The organism is Rosettibacter sp. KY25 (assembly GCF_057554405.1).
In genome coordinates this window covers 1-15,961 of record NZ_BAAJAO010000031.1, presented here as the reverse complement: position 1 = coordinate 15,961, position 15,961 = coordinate 1, and the positions used below count along the sequence as shown (strand labels likewise).

The following is a 15,961-nucleotide window of genomic DNA, read 5'->3' as shown; positions in this document are numbered from 1 at the left end:
CAACTTTCAGCTGGAATTTATACATGGCTTCCGATTGGTTACAAAGTTATTCGAAAAATTATGGATATAATTCGAGAAGAAATGAATGCTATTGGTGGTCAGGAATTTCATTATCCAGCACTCAATCCAAGAGAAATTTGGGAACAAACGGGAAGAGTTGAAGCATTTGGCGATATTATGTTTCATGTTAAAAATCGTGATTATGTTTTAGCTCCCACTCACGAAGAAATAGTAGCCTGGCATGCAAAAGGTGCAATCACATCATATAAAGATTTGCCTCAAATTTGGTATCAGATACAAACAAAATTCAGGAATGAACCACGCCCAAGAAGTGGAGTAATCCGAGGTCGTCAATTTATAATGAAAGATTCTTATTCACTCGATAAATCTTTTGAAGACTTAGATAAATCTTATGAAATGCACGATAAAGCATACAGAAAAATTTTTGACAGATGCGGGTTAAAATATTTTGTTGTTGGTGCATCGAGCGGTGCAATGGGTGGAAGTAAATCAGAAGAATTTATGGTCAAAAGTGATGCGGGAGAAGATACAGTAGCTTACTGCGAGAACTGTGGATATGCTGCAAATGTTGAGGTTGCACAGTCAATTGCTAATCCTGCAACTCGTCACAACGAAAGTAAAGAGATTTATGAAATTTACACTCCAAATGTCAAATCAATTGATGAACTATGTGCATTCCTCAAAATTGATGAACACGAAACAGCTAAATCAAGAATTTATATTCATAATGGAAATCCTGTGTTAGTTTTAATGCTCGGCAATGATGAGGTTAACGAAACAAAACTTCAAGCAGTCCTTGGCGGAAATGTTCGACCAGCTCATCCAGATGAGTTAAAAGAAATTTCTGGAGCTGATGCTGGTTCAATTGGACCTATCGGATTTAAACATAGAATAATTGCAGATAATTTATTGAAAGATGCAAATAATCTTTACAGTGGTGCAAACAAAAATGATTATCATATAGGTGGAATTGATTTGATGCGTGATGTCCCAAACATTGAATATTATGATTTAAGAGTTGTTGAAAATGGAGAAAAATGTATCAGATGTAATTCCACTCTTCAAGTTTTCAAAGCAATTGAACTTGGTCATATTTTCAAATTAGGAACAAAATATTCCGAGGCTCTTGGTGTAAATTATCTTGATGAAAATGGCAAAGAACATCCAGTAGTAATGGGAAGTTATGGAATTGGAGTTGAAAGAATTCTTGCCTGCTTCTTAGAACAAAATTATGATGATAAAGGAATTATCTGGAAAAAACCTTTAGCTCCATTTGATGTTCACCTAATTGGCTTAAATATGAAAAATTCTGATATCAAAGATGCTTGTGAAAAATTATATGATGAACTTCAGTCATCTGGCTTTGAAGTGATTTATGATGACAGATTTGATGTAAGTGCAGGTTTTAAATTCAATGATGCAGATTTACTTGGTATGCCTCTGCAAATTATAGTCGGCGAGAAAAATCTTAAGAACGGAAATGTTGAAATAAAAATCAGAAAAACGGGCGAGAAGCTTACTGTTCCAATTGTTGAAATCAAAGAAAAGATAAAAAGTTTGTTAGAACAATAGAACACAGATAAACACAGATTTAACAAATTATCGCTGATAGATTAATTATACATTGTATCACGATTCGAAGAATCGTGCTAAATGATATTTAGAACTTGCGTTCTATCATAATTTATGAAACCCAAATTATATATCGTTTCAACACCAATAGGTAACTTCGAGGACATTACACTCCGAGCATTAAAAATATTAAATGATGTTGATTTTATAATCTGCGAAGAATTTAAAGAAGCTAATCGATTACTTTCACATTACAAAATTAAAAAAGAACTTTTCACATTAAATGAACATAACGAAAAAGAAGCTTCAATTGAATTATTTCAGAAAATAAAAGAAGGAAAAAATGCTGCATTAATTTCTGATTGCGGAACACCTCTTTTCTCAGACCCCGGCTGGATGCTTGTTCAGCTTTGTATTGAATCAAATATTGAAATAGTTCCAATTCCTGGAGCTAATTCATTGCTGCCTGCACTTGTCGGTTCAGGCTTTAAGTTAAATAAATTTTTTTATGCAGGATGGATTTCACCAAAAAAAGAATTGCGCAAAAAAGAACTGCAGCAATTAAAATCAGTCAGAGAATTGATAGTTTTAATGGAGACCCCCTACAGATTAAAATCAATCTTAACAGAAATCTCAAAAGTATTTGGTGAAAACACAGATATTGTTTTAGCATTCGAGTTAACCATGCCTTCAGAAAAATTTTTTAGAGGAAAGGTAAAAGAAATATTGAAAGAAGCAGAAAAAGAAAATCTTAAAGGTGAATTTGTAATAATCATAGATAACAGACCCCCAAATTAATTTCAGCTTGAAACGAAATCATTTTTTTGATAAGATTGCAATCGGATAATTGAACCTTTGAGACAATAATTTAGTTAAAAAGAAAAAAAGGAATAAGCTATGTTAATGGTTGAAGATGTTGATTTGACTCCAAATCCACAAGCACTAAAATTTATTTTGAATGAAAAACTGCTGCAAAAAGAAGCAAGAAATTTTAAGAGCAAAGAAGAAGCGCAAAACGACCCGCTTGCAAAAGGAATTTTTGAAATTCCAGGTGTAGTTTCTGTTTTTTACATGGATAAATTCATTACAATTGAAAAAGACCCAAAAGTTCAGTGGGGACAAATTCAACGACCATTTGTTGATTTTATCAAAAAATTCGACAAATCTTTAATACCACCTGAAAGCGAAAATTTCCAGATAAGCACTGAAGAACAAACTGAATTACTAAGAAAGATAAATGAAATTATTGATACTCGAGTTCGTCCAGCACTTGCAGGTGATGGCGGTGGTCTGGAAATAAGAGGATTGGAAGGCTTCACATTGAAAATTCGATATCAAGGTGCATGCGGAAGCTGCCCAAGCTCAATTAGAGGAACCCTCCTTGCAATTGAAAACTTACTGAAAAGAGAAGTAAATCCCGCAATAGAAGTTGTATCAGATTAAAAAAGCCGCTTCTTTTGAAAGCGGCTTTTTTTAAACAATTTTGTTGTTTAGATATTCAGCTTTTAGATACAGAATAGAAAAAGAGAAAACTCATTTAATCTCTGTTACCTTACTTATATCATCAAGCTTAACAAATCTTTCCTGAAATTTGTATGTTCCGTTTGGTGTCTTAACAGTCTTTACAACTTTCACATTAACATGAGTTGATTTTGCTTTCGATTTTACTTTATCTGCAAATGATTGCTGCTTTGCCATTTATAAACTCCATTTTTTGGGTGCAAAATCTATGAAAATTTTTAGATATAAAAAAATTTTCTGAATTTAATATTGTTTTTTAGTCATTTTAATCATGCAACAAAAAGAGAAAATAATATTTACCGGATGCTGCGGTTTTCCTGTATCTCATAAAAAATATTTTCAAAATTTCAGCTGCATTGAAATTAACATTACATTCTATCAAGTTCCCCAAATTAATATTGCTGAAAATTGGAAACAGGAAGCTCAATCTATAAACAAAAACTTTGAATTTATTATCAAAGCCTGGCAGTTAATTACTCATCCAGCTTCAAGTTTTACTTACAGAAGATTAAAAGAAAAAATTCCTGAAAACAGAAAAAAATATTATGGATTTTTTCAACCGACAGATGAAGTATTAAAAGCATGGGAACGAACAAAAGAATTTGCCGAAAAATTAAATTGCAGTAAAATTTTATTTCAAACTCCTGCATCATTTAAGCCGAATGAATTGAACAAAAAGAATATTTTCGATTTTTTTAATCTGATAAACAGCAGTAAAAATTTTCAATTTATATGGGAAGTAAGAGGCAGCTGGAGTCTGAAAGAAATCAAAGAGATTTGCAGCGAATTAAAATTAATACACTGTGTTGACCCTCTATCACCAAATTTGAATAAATCAGTTTATGGAAAATTTAATTACTTTAGAATTCATGGCAGTTATGAAGGAAAGAGAATTAATTATAATCACAAAATAAATTCTGAAGAAAAAGAAAAAATATATTCCTCGTGCAGTAAAAAAATAAATTACGTAATGTTCAATAATGCTTACATGTTTGAAGATGCAATTGAATTTCAGAAAAGTTTTTCAGAATAAAAATCATTAATCATTCAAATTACACATACCACTTGAACAGAAACTATTATCAGCATAGTTTCTATTATCACCGCAGCAACATTGAGTATTTTCTGATGAAGAAAACCCAGCAGAAGAACTAAACATAGAAAATAATTTATTAATATTTTCAGAGGTGCATTTAGGACATTTAACATTTTCAGAATCTTTGATTGATTTAAAAAATATTTCGAACTTTCTTCCACAGTCGTTGCATCGATATTCAAAGATTGGCATAATGATGCTCCTTTATCTTACAATTGTTGTTTCAAGAGTTCCAATATTTTCAATCTCTGCAAAAATTTTATCTCCCGGAACAACTCTACCTACACCTTCAGGTGTTCCTGTAAAAATTAAATCTCCTTTTTCGAGAGTCATTTTCTCAGATACATACTTCACAATTTTTGAAGGAGAAAAGAGCATATTATTCAAAGTTGAATTTTGCCTTATAGTGCCATTAACAGAAAGTAAAATTTTTTCATCGCCTCGAAGTTTATAATCTTTTTTCAAAACAAAATCTGAAAGTACAGCAGAGGTATCAAAGCTTTTTGAAAGTGTCCATGGGTCCCCTTTTTTCATAAATTCAAATTGTAAATCGCGCAGCGTCATATCAAGCCCAACAGCATAACCATGAATAGCTTCTTCAGCTTTTACTTCATCGGCATTTTTGATTGTCTCCCCAATATAAAGAACAAGTTCAACTTCATGATGAAGATTGTTCGAATAATCTGGATGAATAACTGATTCTCCAGAATAAATAACATTAGAAGCTGCTTTTAAGAAAATTACGGGAAATTCTGGAACTTCATTTCCTAATTCTTTCGCATGTGCTGCATAATTTCTTCCAATGCAAACAATCTTTCCAATAGGAACTTCTTCGTTGTGATTTCTGAATTTTACGTATTTCATAAAAACCTGTTATTTATTAATTCTAAAATAAAAATTTCATAAACAGCAATAAAAAGAATGCTCAAAGTTAAAAAGTACTTGGATTCTCAATAGGTTAAGTGCGAATAGTTTTATTTCATCAGTATCATCTTTTTAGTTTGCACAAAACTGCCAGCGATTAATTTATAAAAATAAACTCCGCTTGAAACACTGTTTCCATAATTATCTCTTCCATCCCAAGCAACATTATATTTTCCTGCAGGCTTAATTTCATCAATCAATGTTTTAATTTCTCTTCCAAGAACATCATAAATTTTTATTTGGACATTTGTCATCACAGGAATTTGATATGATATGGTTGTTGTTGGATTGAAAGGATTTGGATAATTCTGTTCCAGTGTAAAGCTTGAGGGTAAGATTTCTACAATTTCTTTATTATCTGATAAAACATAACTTACATAAGCACGAATGAGATAAAGTGAAATTGTCGTTCCATCACCAATATAATACCATCCTGGTTCTTTGCCTTCTGAAGGTTGATTCAAATATGTATAACTGTGATATGGGCTTGAACCCGGAACATTGGTATGCATTACTCGGTTTGTTGGTGAATTTGCATTTTCATATACACCATCTATTATAAAAGCAATTGCAAATTTTGAACTTGCATCAATGTTATAATTTCTTAAATCAACTGTAACCCAATTAGGATATGGTTGTAAGTATGGATAGGTTGCATTTTGATTAATAACTTCTGGAATAAGTTTACCTGCAACTGTTACCGAAGCTAATTTTTTTGCCAATATTTTTTGATTTGTTGAAGTCCAAACACCGCCTTGCATTGGAATCATATTTCTTAAAGCTACTCTAAATGAATCCAATTTAGTTCCCTGAATTCCATCAAAAACAACTGCAACTGTATCCCCAACTGATAATCTGTAAACACCAACCGGCTCTGTGCTGTCATAAGCAATTTCAATTGGTTTATTTTCAAAAATACCATCAGATGAATAAGAGAAATTGAATGGACCTGTTTTTGATTCACTCTGGTCTATAAAATAAACAGCAAAAGTAATTTCATTATAAACAGTTCCAAAATCAGGGAATGAATAATCTGATGTTACAGATAAATCTTCAACGGAAGCATAATTATTACCAATTTTTATAGCTTTAATCTTGATATTATTCCCAAGGTTATTAAATAAAATATTTAGATTTTTCCCACCGTTAAAAGTTATATATTGAACTCCATACTTATAAACATTAGCAATTGTCGAGGGAACATTTGGATTAATATAAGTGCGTGATTTCATTTTTACCAAGTTTGGATAATCATAACCCCACTTTGGATTTACGGTTTTATTATTCAAATAATTTGCTATGAACCAATCCTCAAGTATATCAGTAAATCTTCTGGTTGAACCTAATTTTTGCAATGTAAAATCCAAACCATTAGCACCTTTAATTTTATTCTCCAGATACTTCTTAAATAATTGTACCCCAAATTGTTCTTTTAAATAAAGTGAAAATCTTGCTGCACGAGAATAATCTTTCAAGACTGCATTAGCATCATCTCTTCGCCATGTGAATAAATATTGATTTGATTCATCTGCATAATGGTTTTGTGAATAAATTGGATACCCATTTATAACTTCTGCAACTAGAGACCAACCTTCATCAAAAAATGTTTCTTCGGCAGGTATATAATTCCAATGAATCATGTGTTGAAATTCGTGTGCAGTAGTGCTCATCGCGGTTTCAAGTCCTGCGGGTTCATCAAGTTTATTTTGAACTCCATCAAGAAAATAAATTTCTGTTTTATTGCTGTAAGGATATTGAGAAGTTTTATATTCATGATATGCATAAAAATATCCAGCTACATAACCGCCGTTGCCAGTAAATCCATCTTTTATATCAAGAATAAGAATAACAATTTTAGGGTCACCATCTACATCAGGTGGATTGCCAAATGTTTCAATATTTGTTTGATAAACTCCTTTTGAAGAATTTGCAGGAGTTTTTTGTTCAAATGCTTCTAATACTTTTTGAACTGCAACAGCATCAACATTTTTATCCCAGATCGCATCTTCAACAAAAATATAACAATAGTTGCCAACTGCACGACAGGTTGAAGAGACCTGATAAAACTGTTGATTTGTGAAATCTGAGGAATACCAGGTTTTTGTATCTCCAACTTTCCATGCTGTTGTTTTTCTTAGAACCGCAGTTTGTTCAACTGGCTGAGATAAATCTATTCCATTTACCTGACTAAATCTTTCGAGATAAGGACGCGGGTCTACTGGATATACTTTTCTTTCATCAGAAAAAGACTGCATTGACATTGATTGAGCAAACAAAACTGCAGTAAATATAATTAACCAAAATGCGATTATCTTCTTCATTTATTTGACTTCCTTATTTTCTTTATCAAATGGTATTGCTTTTATAACATTTATCACAGGAACATCCATCTCAATTCTGCTCTCATCAAATTCGATTGTATAATAATTGCCTTGTTGTTTATATAATTCTTCTTCTAATTCTTTGCTGCATTTCAAGATATAAACCTTATCTTCATCTGTTTTTAGTGCAAGTTTAGCAAATGGTTCGTTGCCTACTACTATAATATATCCTTTTACAATTTTTTCTTCAGCAGCAATTTTTTTACACCCGCAGCAGGAAGAAATTATTAAAGGCAATGTTCCAAATACAATAATTAATAAAATGTTTTTTAATTTCATTTTTGTTTCCCTTAAGTAATTTCTATAAACAAGAACAGATTAAATAAGATTCATTTCCACAGCTGCAAATAGAATTAATATTTTTCAGATAATTCATTTAGACTTTCAATAAAATCTTCCAATTTGTAGCCGGATTCATCAGATAACTTTTTAATTGTTTGATATTTCTTAAATGAATGATTAATTATCTCAACAATTTCAGGATGAAGTTTTTTATAATCTTCTTCTGTTTCGGGATTTTTTTCCAAGATAAATAATATCATTTTTTCTAGCATTGAAATTGTAAGAAGCCAATCTAAAAGTTCTTCGAGATTTTCTTTACTGTAATAAACAATATTTTGATACTCATTAACTCCAATAAACAACTTAACATTTTCATTGGCAAGAAGTTTTACAATGCAGCCAAGTTCAATTTTGTTATAATTAGTTTTTTCTTCGTTTTCTTTTACAACACAGAATAATTCAATCATTCCTGTGTTAATTTCCTGAAGTATATTAATTAAAAGCATTGAACGGAAAATATCATATTCACCGCGGCCAAGTTTTTTTAATACATTTCTAATTGGTGTCTCGAGCAAAATTTTATTGATATAATTTCTTTTATTTATATCTCCTTCATCTTCAAACATCTGCCCAATGTTAGAAACTACAAGCCACATAATAAATAAAATTGAATCTTCTTTATAATTTCTTGATTTATTTGTAATGACAGCTTTATGCAGATTAATATTAAGCGGATTTTCTTCCAAAGAGAAATACAAATCCAAAATATGATTAAGTTTTCTTACCGTATAAATTTCTCGGTCGAAATTTTTGAGAATTGGTTTAATATCCTGATTAAGATTGAGATGAGAATTGATTGTGCTTAAGAGTCGATAATATTTATTATCAATAAATTTAATTCTGACATCTTTTTGAATCTCTTCGTTATCTCCAGCAACACAAGCTTTAACAAAGTTATTTAGAATTTCATCATCAAACATGTGTTCAAATGCAATATGAATTGGTTCAAGCTGCATTTCGATTAAAGCTCTTGCAACATTTGGAACTCCTTTGCCCTGAAGTCTTCGGTCTAATTTTTCCCAGTCGCCGTATTCATCATAAACTTCTCTAAAGTCAAGAAGAACTGCATACTTAAATGCGCCGAGTTCGATGTAAAGTCCATCGATACTAAAGTCGAGTCCAGAACGCAAATATTCAAGATTGGTTACATGGTCGCGATAAATGTAATAGTACTCTTTAGATTGTTTTATGTTGAGTGCTAAAGCTAAAGTTTTTGTATGAATTTCTTTTTTATCATTAACAGGAATTAATTTTGGTGTTGAGCGGTAGATTTTTCCTGCAGTGCTTTCAAATTTATTATTATAAATAACAATTACTCTTTCACCATTAACATAATTTGAATATGCAAAAACATTTTCATTAACATGACCATAGTTATCAATAAAATCATAGAACCAGAAATTTTCAATTGAGCTGAACAAATATCGTTTTCTCATCAAAGGAAAAATTTCTCTTTCATGTCTATCAATTAAATATTGATTTGGTGTTTCGTGATAGTAAGCTCTTTGATATTCCATTCCATATTTTTCGATAAACCCTTCAATTTGACCATGAGCAAACATTGGCAGACCAGGAAGTGTAACCATTAGAGTGCAAACTCCAAAGTATTTATCATCTGTGCCAAATTGTTTAATTGCAGTTTCTTCGTCAGGATTGCTCATAAAATTGACATATCTTTTCAAAATTTCGGGTTCAAACTCGAGTGTGTTTGTAATCAAGTCACGATATTTTTCATTTTCTTCTCTCATCAACATATTCATAAAAGCAGAGTTGTAAACTCGATGCATTCCAAGGGTTCTAACAAAATAACCTTCGAGAAGCCAGAAAGCTTCGGCAAGCAAAAGAGTATTTGGCATTTCAGAATTGATTCTATCGACAACTTCGCGCCAAAACTCAACTGGGAAAAGTTTATCAAATTCTTCTTTTGTCATAGCAAAATCAGCGCGTGATGGAATATCGCCTCCTGTTCCAGGCTCGGGATACCAGAGTCTTGAGAAATGTCTTTTTGTCAAAGTCATTGCAGCATCAAATCGAATGATTGAAAATTTTTTTGCTACTTCAAATATTTTTTGAATCACAGCTTCACGAACTTCTGGCAAAAGCATATTTAACTGTGCGGTGTCGTTCCATGGCATATTTGTTCCATCATTGCCATGGTAAATGTATCTTCTTTCACCTGTTCTATTATCAATTCTTTCAAAAACAACTGCGGCATCACTTCTTGTCCAGTATCCATCCTCTATTCTAATTTGAATTGAAGGGTCATCAGATAAATCTGGTCCTGAAAAAGTATAATTTGGAAAAGGTGGGTAAGAAGTTTGAATAAAATATTCAGGATGTTCAACAATCCATTTTGAATAAATTCCAGTATGGTTTGGAACCATATCACTTGCAAGTCGAATTCCAAATCTTTTAGCTCTATGATTTAAATTCTGGAAAGCTTCTTCTCCTCCTAAGTCTCTTGCAATTTGATAATCGTAGAGAGAATAAGCAGAAGCAGCAGCGTCAATATTTCCCATCAAATGTTTTATTTTTTTTGATGCACTGCTTCTTTCCCAAATTCCAATCAGCCATAATGCATTAAAGCCCCAGCGAGATAGTTGTGCTAATTCTTCATCAGGAATCTGGTCTAAAGTTCTGATATGTCGATGATATTTTTTTGAAAGCTGGTCCAACCAAACATAAGTATTCTTTGCAATTAAAATTACATTGGGCATCCAATCTGTATCAGCAGTAAACTGTTCAGGTTCTTCATAAGCTTTTGAAATATCATAAGCATATTTGTAACCTGATTTTCCAAGTCTCAATAAATCTGCATCACTAATTTTTCCTTTATATTGAGGCGGCACAACTGGAGGTGGTCCTCCGCCTAACATTGGGCCATATTCTTCTTTAATAAAATCTTTACTGCTCAAAATTTTCTTTATGAATTTTTCATCGAGTAATATTCCCCACTTTTCGCGAATAAAGTCGAGCTGTGCTTCAACATTATCAGGGGCAATTAGAATTGGAGTTTTAAAGAATGTGAATAAGTCCTGGTTATCAAGACCAAATTTCTTTTCTTGCTTAAAAAATTCTTCAAGCGAATCAATAACTTTTTTATATAAATTTTTATTTGAAAAATAATTTTCATCAAAGAGTTCAATTATATTTTTGTTAACTGGATTAAAATTAGCAAAATAAAGAAGTGATAATTCTTCTAGTGTAATTTCCTGATTGGATTTATTTTCTGTAAAAGAATTCAAATAATCATATAAACCAATTTTCCCTTTATAAACATCAAGAGGTGGAAACAAATCGACAAACTCAAATAAAATTTTTCGTAGATTTTCTTCTCCAAGTTCTTTTTGAAGATACTCCAATGCTCTTTGACAAACACCTGGATTAACATGAAATTCATACTGTCTGAATAAATAATGATAAATTTCATCAATCAAGGCAGATGCATTTAATTTACCTGCTTGAACATAATCTGCTGGATTTCTTTTAGAATTTATTTTGTGAACAAAAACTCTAACAGCGTGAAAATCTGCAAATATCACATTCCCATTAATTGAAAATATTTCATCTGGAAAATCATATTTCTTTCTTATTTCTCTTGCGATGTGAAATTCATATCGAGGAAATTTTCTGTTAAGAAAAAAATCATCAGAATAATATTTGCAGCTTATTTTAATGCAATATTTTTTCATATCCACAAAGTTAATTTCAAATTCATTTACAATATAATTAATTAAGTTAACTGATTAAACCATAATAATGCTTTTTAATTCAGACACATAAGATTTTCTTTCAACTATTATCGGAATATTTGATAAACATTTTAATGAAAAAAATAGCCCACAGATTACGCAGATTAAACTGATTTTAGCAGATTTTAATTTCATGCAATCAGTTGAATCTAAATTGTGATTAGTTCAGCATTATAGTATATTTTTCAGCCAAAAAATTAGATTTTATATGTCTGTAACACCATTAATGGCTCAATATGCAAGGATAAAAGAGCAATATCCTGATACAATTTTGTTGTTCAGGGTTGGAGATTTTTTTGAAACTTTCGAAGAAGATGCCAAGATTGCATCGAAAGTACTTGGAATTACATTAACAAAGCGTTCCAATGGTGCAGCAGAAGATGTTCCGCTTGCTGGTTTCCCTCACCATGCAATTGATACTTATCTTCCTAAACTTGTGCGTGCAGGTTACCGTGTTGCAGTATGTGAACAAATGGAAGATCCAAAGTTTGCCAAAGGAATTGTCAAACGAGAAGTTATTGAAGTTGTAACTCCAGGTGTTGCTTTTTCAGATAAACTTCTTGACCACAAAAAAAACAACTATCTGCTTTCAATTTACATACAAAATGAAATTGCTGGACTTGCATTTTGTGATATTTCTACTGGAGAATTTCAAACCTACGAAGTAAAAAAATCTGAATTAAACAGCCAGTTTGGTTTAATAAATCCATCCGAAATTTTAATCCCCAAAAAATTAAAAAATGAACTTGAGCCTTTGATTCAAAAATCAGCTGCAAATGCAAGAATTACCAAAATTGATGATTGGATTTTTGATTATGAATACTGTTCAGAATTATTGATGAATCATTTTAATGTAAAAACACTGAAAGGATTTGGAATTGAAAATTTGAATGCAGCTATTTGTGCTTCAGGTGCAGCATTGAATTATTTACGCGAAACTCAAAAAGCTAATCTTCCACATATAAGCAAAATCAGTTGGTATAATCCATCTGATTACATGATTCTTGATTATTCAACAAAACGAAATCTTGAAATTTTATTTACAATGCAGGAAGGAGAACGAGAAGGCTCGTTAATCTCAATACTTGACAGAACTCAAACTGCAATGGGTGGACGATTACTCAAAAAGTGGATTACTGCACCGCTTAAAAAGCTTGAACCAATTTTAAAGCGTCAGGAATGTGTTGAAGAATTTTTTAATAATAAACCATTAAGAAAAAATTTACAGAATGAACTCAAAGAAATCGGAGATATAGAAAGATTAATTTCGAAAGTATGCACAGGAAGAATTAATCCTCGTGAAATGATAAATCTCAAAACTTCATTAAAAAAAATTCCATTAATAAAACAACTTCTCGACCAAACGAAATCCGAAACTTTAAGAACCATAAATGAAAGGCTTAACAGTTTAGATTGGCTTGTAGAAAAAATTGAAAAAGCAATTGTTGATGACCCTCCTCTTACAATTTCTGATGGAGGTGTAATCAGAAGTGGATACAATCCTGAACTTGATGAATTAAGACAGCTATCTACAAATGCAAAAGATTGGATTTCGAACTTGCAAAAAACTGAAAGAGAAAGAACTAAAATTCCTTCTCTAAAAGTAAGTTACAACAAAGTTTTTGGATATTATATTGAAATAAGTCATGCAAATAGAGATAAAGTTCCAGATAATTACATTAGAAAACAAACATTGGTAAATTCTGAACGATACATTACACCTGAATTAAAAGAGTATGAAGAAAAAATTTTAAATGCACAGGAAAATATTTCAAAACTTGAATATGAATTGTTTGAACAAGTAAGGTCGGCTGCAGCATCTGCCGTGCAGGAAATTCAGGAAAATGCACAGCTCATTGCTATGCTCGATTGTTTTCAATCACTTGCTGATTGTGCAGATGATTATAATTATGTAAAACCAGTTATTGATGAATCTGATGTAATTGAAATTATTGATGGTCGTCATCCAGTTGTAGAAAGAATTCTGCCGCCTGGAGAAAAATTCACACCAAATAGTTGCAAACTTTCTTCTTCTGAAAATCAAATTATTATTCTAACTGGACCAAATATGGCAGGCAAATCTGTATATCTGCGTCAGGTTGGATTAATTGTACTCTTAGCACAAATTGGTTCGTTCGTTCCAGCAAAAGAAGCTCGCATTGGTCTGGTCGATAGAATTTTTACACGAGTTGGTGCAAGCGACAACATTGCATCGGGTGAAAGCACGTTTCTTGTAGAAATGCAGGAAGCAGCAAACATCTTAAATAATGCTACAAGCAAAAGTTTAATTTTACTTGATGAAATTGGAAGAGGAACAAGTACATTTGATGGAATTTCAATTGCGTGGGCAATAACTGAATATCTTCATGATTATCCTAACTTGAATGCAAAAACTCTCTTTGCAACTCATTATCATGAACTCAATGAAATGGCTCAACTGTTTCCAAGAATAAAAAATTACAAAGTGGAAGTGCGCGAATATGGCGATAAAGTAATATTTCTCCACAAAGTTACGCCAGGAAGTGCAGACCACAGCTACGGAATTCAAGTAGCACAAATGGCAGGATTACCAGAATTTGTAACAAAAAGAGCAAAACAAATACTTGAAAATCTTGAAAGCAAAGAGCTTACTCCTTATGAAGTCAAAAAAGCTAAATTAGCAAAAATGAAATATGAAGATAGTTATCAAATAAGTTTATTTGAAATGAAAGATGATGAACTTCGAAAAGAAATTTCTGACATATCAATTGAAAACATTACGCCGCTTGAAGCTCTAAATAAATTAAATGAACTTAAAAAGAAAATTGATGAAAAGAAGGATTAATATGAAATTTTTAATAATTGCACTTTCATTACTTCTGATTACTTCATGTGGGAAAAAATATACTGATGAAGAAATTAATTACATAAAATCAATTGAAGAACAAAGGAAAATTAAAAATGAATTTATGAAAAACGATCCAACTTCCCCATTTAATTTCAAAGGCAAAGTTGAATTTCATGAATTAAATTATTTTGATATTGACCCAAAATTTGTATTCAAAAGCAAATTGTATGAATACAATCCTAAAGATACAATTACAATTTATGGAACAAAGGGAGAGCCAAGAAAAGCAGTAAGATTTGGTTACGTAATAATCAATTATGAAAATAAAGAATATAAAGTTAATGTTTATGAAGGAACAACTAAATCCGGAGAAAAATATTATTCAATCTGGTTTACAGACAAAACAACAAATAAGGAATCATACGGCGTTGGCAGATATCTCGATTTTGAAAAACATGATAATCCAGATTATATTTATACCATAGATTTTAATTTAGCATATAATCCATATTGTGCATACAGTCCAAATTACTCGTGCGCAATACCAACAAAGGAAGATTTTATTCCAATAGAAATTAAAGCAGGAGAAAAAAAATTTCATAATTAGAAAGGAGTATAAAAGTGGTAGTAATTCTTGAAAAACATGCAACCCCAGAACAAATTGAAAATGTAATAAAACATCTTGAAGGATTTGGTTTTCAGGTTCACAAATCTGTTGGAGCCGAAAGAACAATACTCGGTGCAATTGGTGTAAAACCTGATTTCGACATCAGAAAAGTAAGCATACTTGAAGGAGTTGAAGAAGTATATCGCGTTACAACTCCTTATAAATTAGCCAGCAGAAGTTTCAAAGAAGAAAATACGGTCATAAAAATAAAAGATGTAGAAATAGGCGGTAACAAAGTTGTAATGATGGCAGGTCCATGTTCAGTCGAAAGCGAAGACCAAATTTTTAGATTAGCAAAAGTAGTTGCAGAGTCAGGAGCAAAAATTCTAAGAGGCGGCGCATTCAAACCAAGAACTTCTCCATATTCATTTCAAGGTTTAGGTGAAGAAGGATTAAAGATGATGCGCGCTGCAGCTGACAAATACAATTTACTTGTGATTACCGAAGTAATGCAAATTAGTCATATTGAATTAATTGAACCTTATACAGATATATTTCAGGTTGGAGCACGCAACATGCAAAACTTCCCGTTGCTCAAAGAACTTGGCAATGTTAAAAAGCCTGTTATGCTGAAAAGAGGAATTGCTGCTACAATCGAAGAATGGTTAATGTCTGCTGAATATATTTTAAGCGGTGGAAACAGCAATGTTATGCTTTGCGAAAGAGGAATACGAACATTCGAAAATTATACAAGGAATACATTTGATTTATCTGCAATTCCTGTGGTTCATAAGAAAAGCCATCTTCCTGTTATTGCCGATCCATCGCATGCAACTGGAATGAGAGACCAAGTGCCTCCAATGGCTCGTGCAGCTGTAGCAGCTGGAGCAGATGGACTAATGATTGAAATTCATGATG

General features: G+C 31.7%; 13 protein-coding genes. 7 read left to right on the top strand and 6 right to left on the bottom strand.

Features of this window, described 5'->3' with window-relative positions; genetic code table 11:
* The 3 genes from AC27L2_RS12965 to AC27L2_RS12955 form a co-directional block, all read left to right on the top strand.
* Positions 1-1,593: proline--tRNA ligase (locus AC27L2_RS12965; RefSeq protein ID WP_487212189.1), on the top strand; the 1,593-nt coding region annotated here is incomplete at its 5' end.
* Positions 1,594-1,707: 114 nt separating this feature from the next.
* Positions 1,708-2,391, top strand: coding sequence for a 16S rRNA (cytidine(1402)-2'-O)-methyltransferase (gene rsmI, locus AC27L2_RS12960; RefSeq protein WP_487212188.1), 684 nt, complete (start codon positions 1,708-1,710; stop codon positions 2,389-2,391).
* A gap of 99 nt (positions 2,392-2,490) precedes the next feature.
* Positions 2,491-3,036, top strand: a complete 546-nt coding sequence (locus AC27L2_RS12955; protein WP_487212187.1) for a NifU family protein — start codon at positions 2,491-2,493, stop codon at positions 3,034-3,036.
* 90 nt (positions 3,037-3,126) lie between these two features.
* On the opposite strand, the gene AC27L2_RS12950 is transcribed toward AC27L2_RS12955, so the two are convergent.
* Positions 3,127-3,291 carry a hypothetical protein gene (locus tag AC27L2_RS12950; protein WP_487212186.1) on the bottom strand — a complete coding sequence of 55 codons (165 nt, stop codon included), beginning with the start codon at positions 3,289-3,291 and terminating at the stop codon, positions 3,127-3,129.
* A 94-nt stretch (positions 3,292-3,385) separates the two neighbouring features.
* Between AC27L2_RS12950 and AC27L2_RS12945 the strand changes: the two genes are divergently transcribed.
* The gene (locus AC27L2_RS12945; protein WP_487212185.1) at positions 3,386-4,147 is read left to right on the top strand and encodes a DUF72 domain-containing protein; all 762 of its coding nucleotides are present in this window, start codon (positions 3,386-3,388) and stop codon (positions 4,145-4,147) included.
* 6 nt (positions 4,148-4,153) lie between these two features.
* Here AC27L2_RS12945 and AC27L2_RS12940 read toward each other — a convergent pair whose 3' ends face one another.
* The 5 genes from AC27L2_RS12940 to AC27L2_RS12920 form a co-directional block, all read right to left on the bottom strand.
* Complete coding sequence (locus AC27L2_RS12940; RefSeq protein WP_487212184.1) at positions 4,154-4,402, bottom strand: FmdB family zinc ribbon protein; 249 nt, start codon at positions 4,400-4,402, stop codon at positions 4,154-4,156.
* 12 nt (positions 4,403-4,414) lie between these two features.
* Positions 4,415-5,074 carry a fumarylacetoacetate hydrolase family protein gene (locus AC27L2_RS12935; RefSeq protein ID WP_487212183.1) on the bottom strand — a complete coding sequence of 220 codons (660 nt, stop codon included), beginning with the start codon at positions 5,072-5,074 and terminating at the stop codon, positions 4,415-4,417.
* Positions 5,075-5,184: 110 nt separating this feature from the next.
* Complete coding sequence (locus tag AC27L2_RS12930; RefSeq protein ID WP_487212182.1) at positions 5,185-7,455, bottom strand: T9SS type A sorting domain-containing protein; 2,271 nt, start codon at positions 7,453-7,455, stop codon at positions 5,185-5,187.
* Positions 7,456-7,794, bottom strand: coding sequence for a hypothetical protein (locus tag AC27L2_RS12925; protein WP_487212181.1), 339 nt, complete (start codon positions 7,792-7,794; stop codon positions 7,456-7,458).
* A 74-nt stretch (positions 7,795-7,868) separates the two neighbouring features.
* The gene (locus AC27L2_RS12920; protein ID WP_487212180.1) at positions 7,869-11,549 is read right to left on the bottom strand and encodes an alpha-amylase family glycosyl hydrolase; all 3,681 of its coding nucleotides are present in this window, start codon (positions 11,547-11,549) and stop codon (positions 7,869-7,871) included.
* Positions 11,550-11,817: 268 nt separating this feature from the next.
* On the opposite strand from AC27L2_RS12920, the gene mutS reads away from it, so the two are divergent.
* The 3 genes from mutS to aroF form a co-directional block, all read left to right on the top strand.
* On the top strand, positions 11,818-14,433 hold the full coding sequence (mutS, locus tag AC27L2_RS12915; RefSeq protein ID WP_487212179.1) for a DNA mismatch repair protein MutS: 2,616 nt from the start codon (positions 11,818-11,820) through the stop codon (positions 14,431-14,433).
* 1 nt (position 14,434) lies between these two features.
* Positions 14,435-15,043, top strand: coding sequence for a DUF1684 domain-containing protein (locus AC27L2_RS12910; RefSeq protein ID WP_487212178.1), 609 nt, complete (start codon positions 14,435-14,437; stop codon positions 15,041-15,043).
* Between the two features lie 14 nt (positions 15,044-15,057).
* The coding region (gene aroF, locus AC27L2_RS12905) for a 3-deoxy-7-phosphoheptulonate synthase (protein ID WP_487212176.1) at positions 15,058-15,961 on the top strand (904 nt) is incomplete at its 3' end.

Excerpts from the sequence above, each read along its gene's own strand:
- rsmI (WP_487212188.1), top strand. The coding sequence starts at position 1,708 with ATGAAACCCAAATTATATATCGTTTCAACACCAATAGGTAACTTCGAG.
- AC27L2_RS12955 (WP_487212187.1), top strand. The coding sequence starts at position 2,491 with ATGTTAATGGTTGAAGATGTTGATTTGACTCCAAATCCACAAGCACTA.
- AC27L2_RS12950 (WP_487212186.1), bottom strand. The coding sequence starts at position 3,291 with ATGGCAAAGCAGCAATCATTTGCAGATAAAGTAAAATCGAAAGCAAAA.
- AC27L2_RS12945 (WP_487212185.1), top strand. The coding sequence starts at position 3,386 with ATGCAACAAAAAGAGAAAATAATATTTACCGGATGCTGCGGTTTTCCT.
- AC27L2_RS12940 (WP_487212184.1), bottom strand. The coding sequence starts at position 4,402 with ATGCCAATCTTTGAATATCGATGCAACGACTGTGGAAGAAAGTTCGAA.
- AC27L2_RS12935 (WP_487212183.1), bottom strand. The coding sequence starts at position 5,074 with ATGAAATACGTAAAATTCAGAAATCACAACGAAGAAGTTCCTATTGGA.
- AC27L2_RS12930 (WP_487212182.1), bottom strand. The coding sequence starts at position 7,455 with ATGAAGAAGATAATCGCATTTTGGTTAATTATATTTACTGCAGTTTTG.
- AC27L2_RS12925 (WP_487212181.1), bottom strand. The coding sequence starts at position 7,794 with ATGAAATTAAAAAACATTTTATTAATTATTGTATTTGGAACATTGCCT.
- AC27L2_RS12920 (WP_487212180.1), bottom strand. The coding sequence starts at position 11,549 with ATGAAAAAATATTGCATTAAAATAAGCTGCAAATATTATTCTGATGAT.
- mutS (WP_487212179.1), top strand. The coding sequence starts at position 11,818 with ATGTCTGTAACACCATTAATGGCTCAATATGCAAGGATAAAAGAGCAA.
- AC27L2_RS12910 (WP_487212178.1), top strand. The coding sequence starts at position 14,435 with ATGAAATTTTTAATAATTGCACTTTCATTACTTCTGATTACTTCATGT.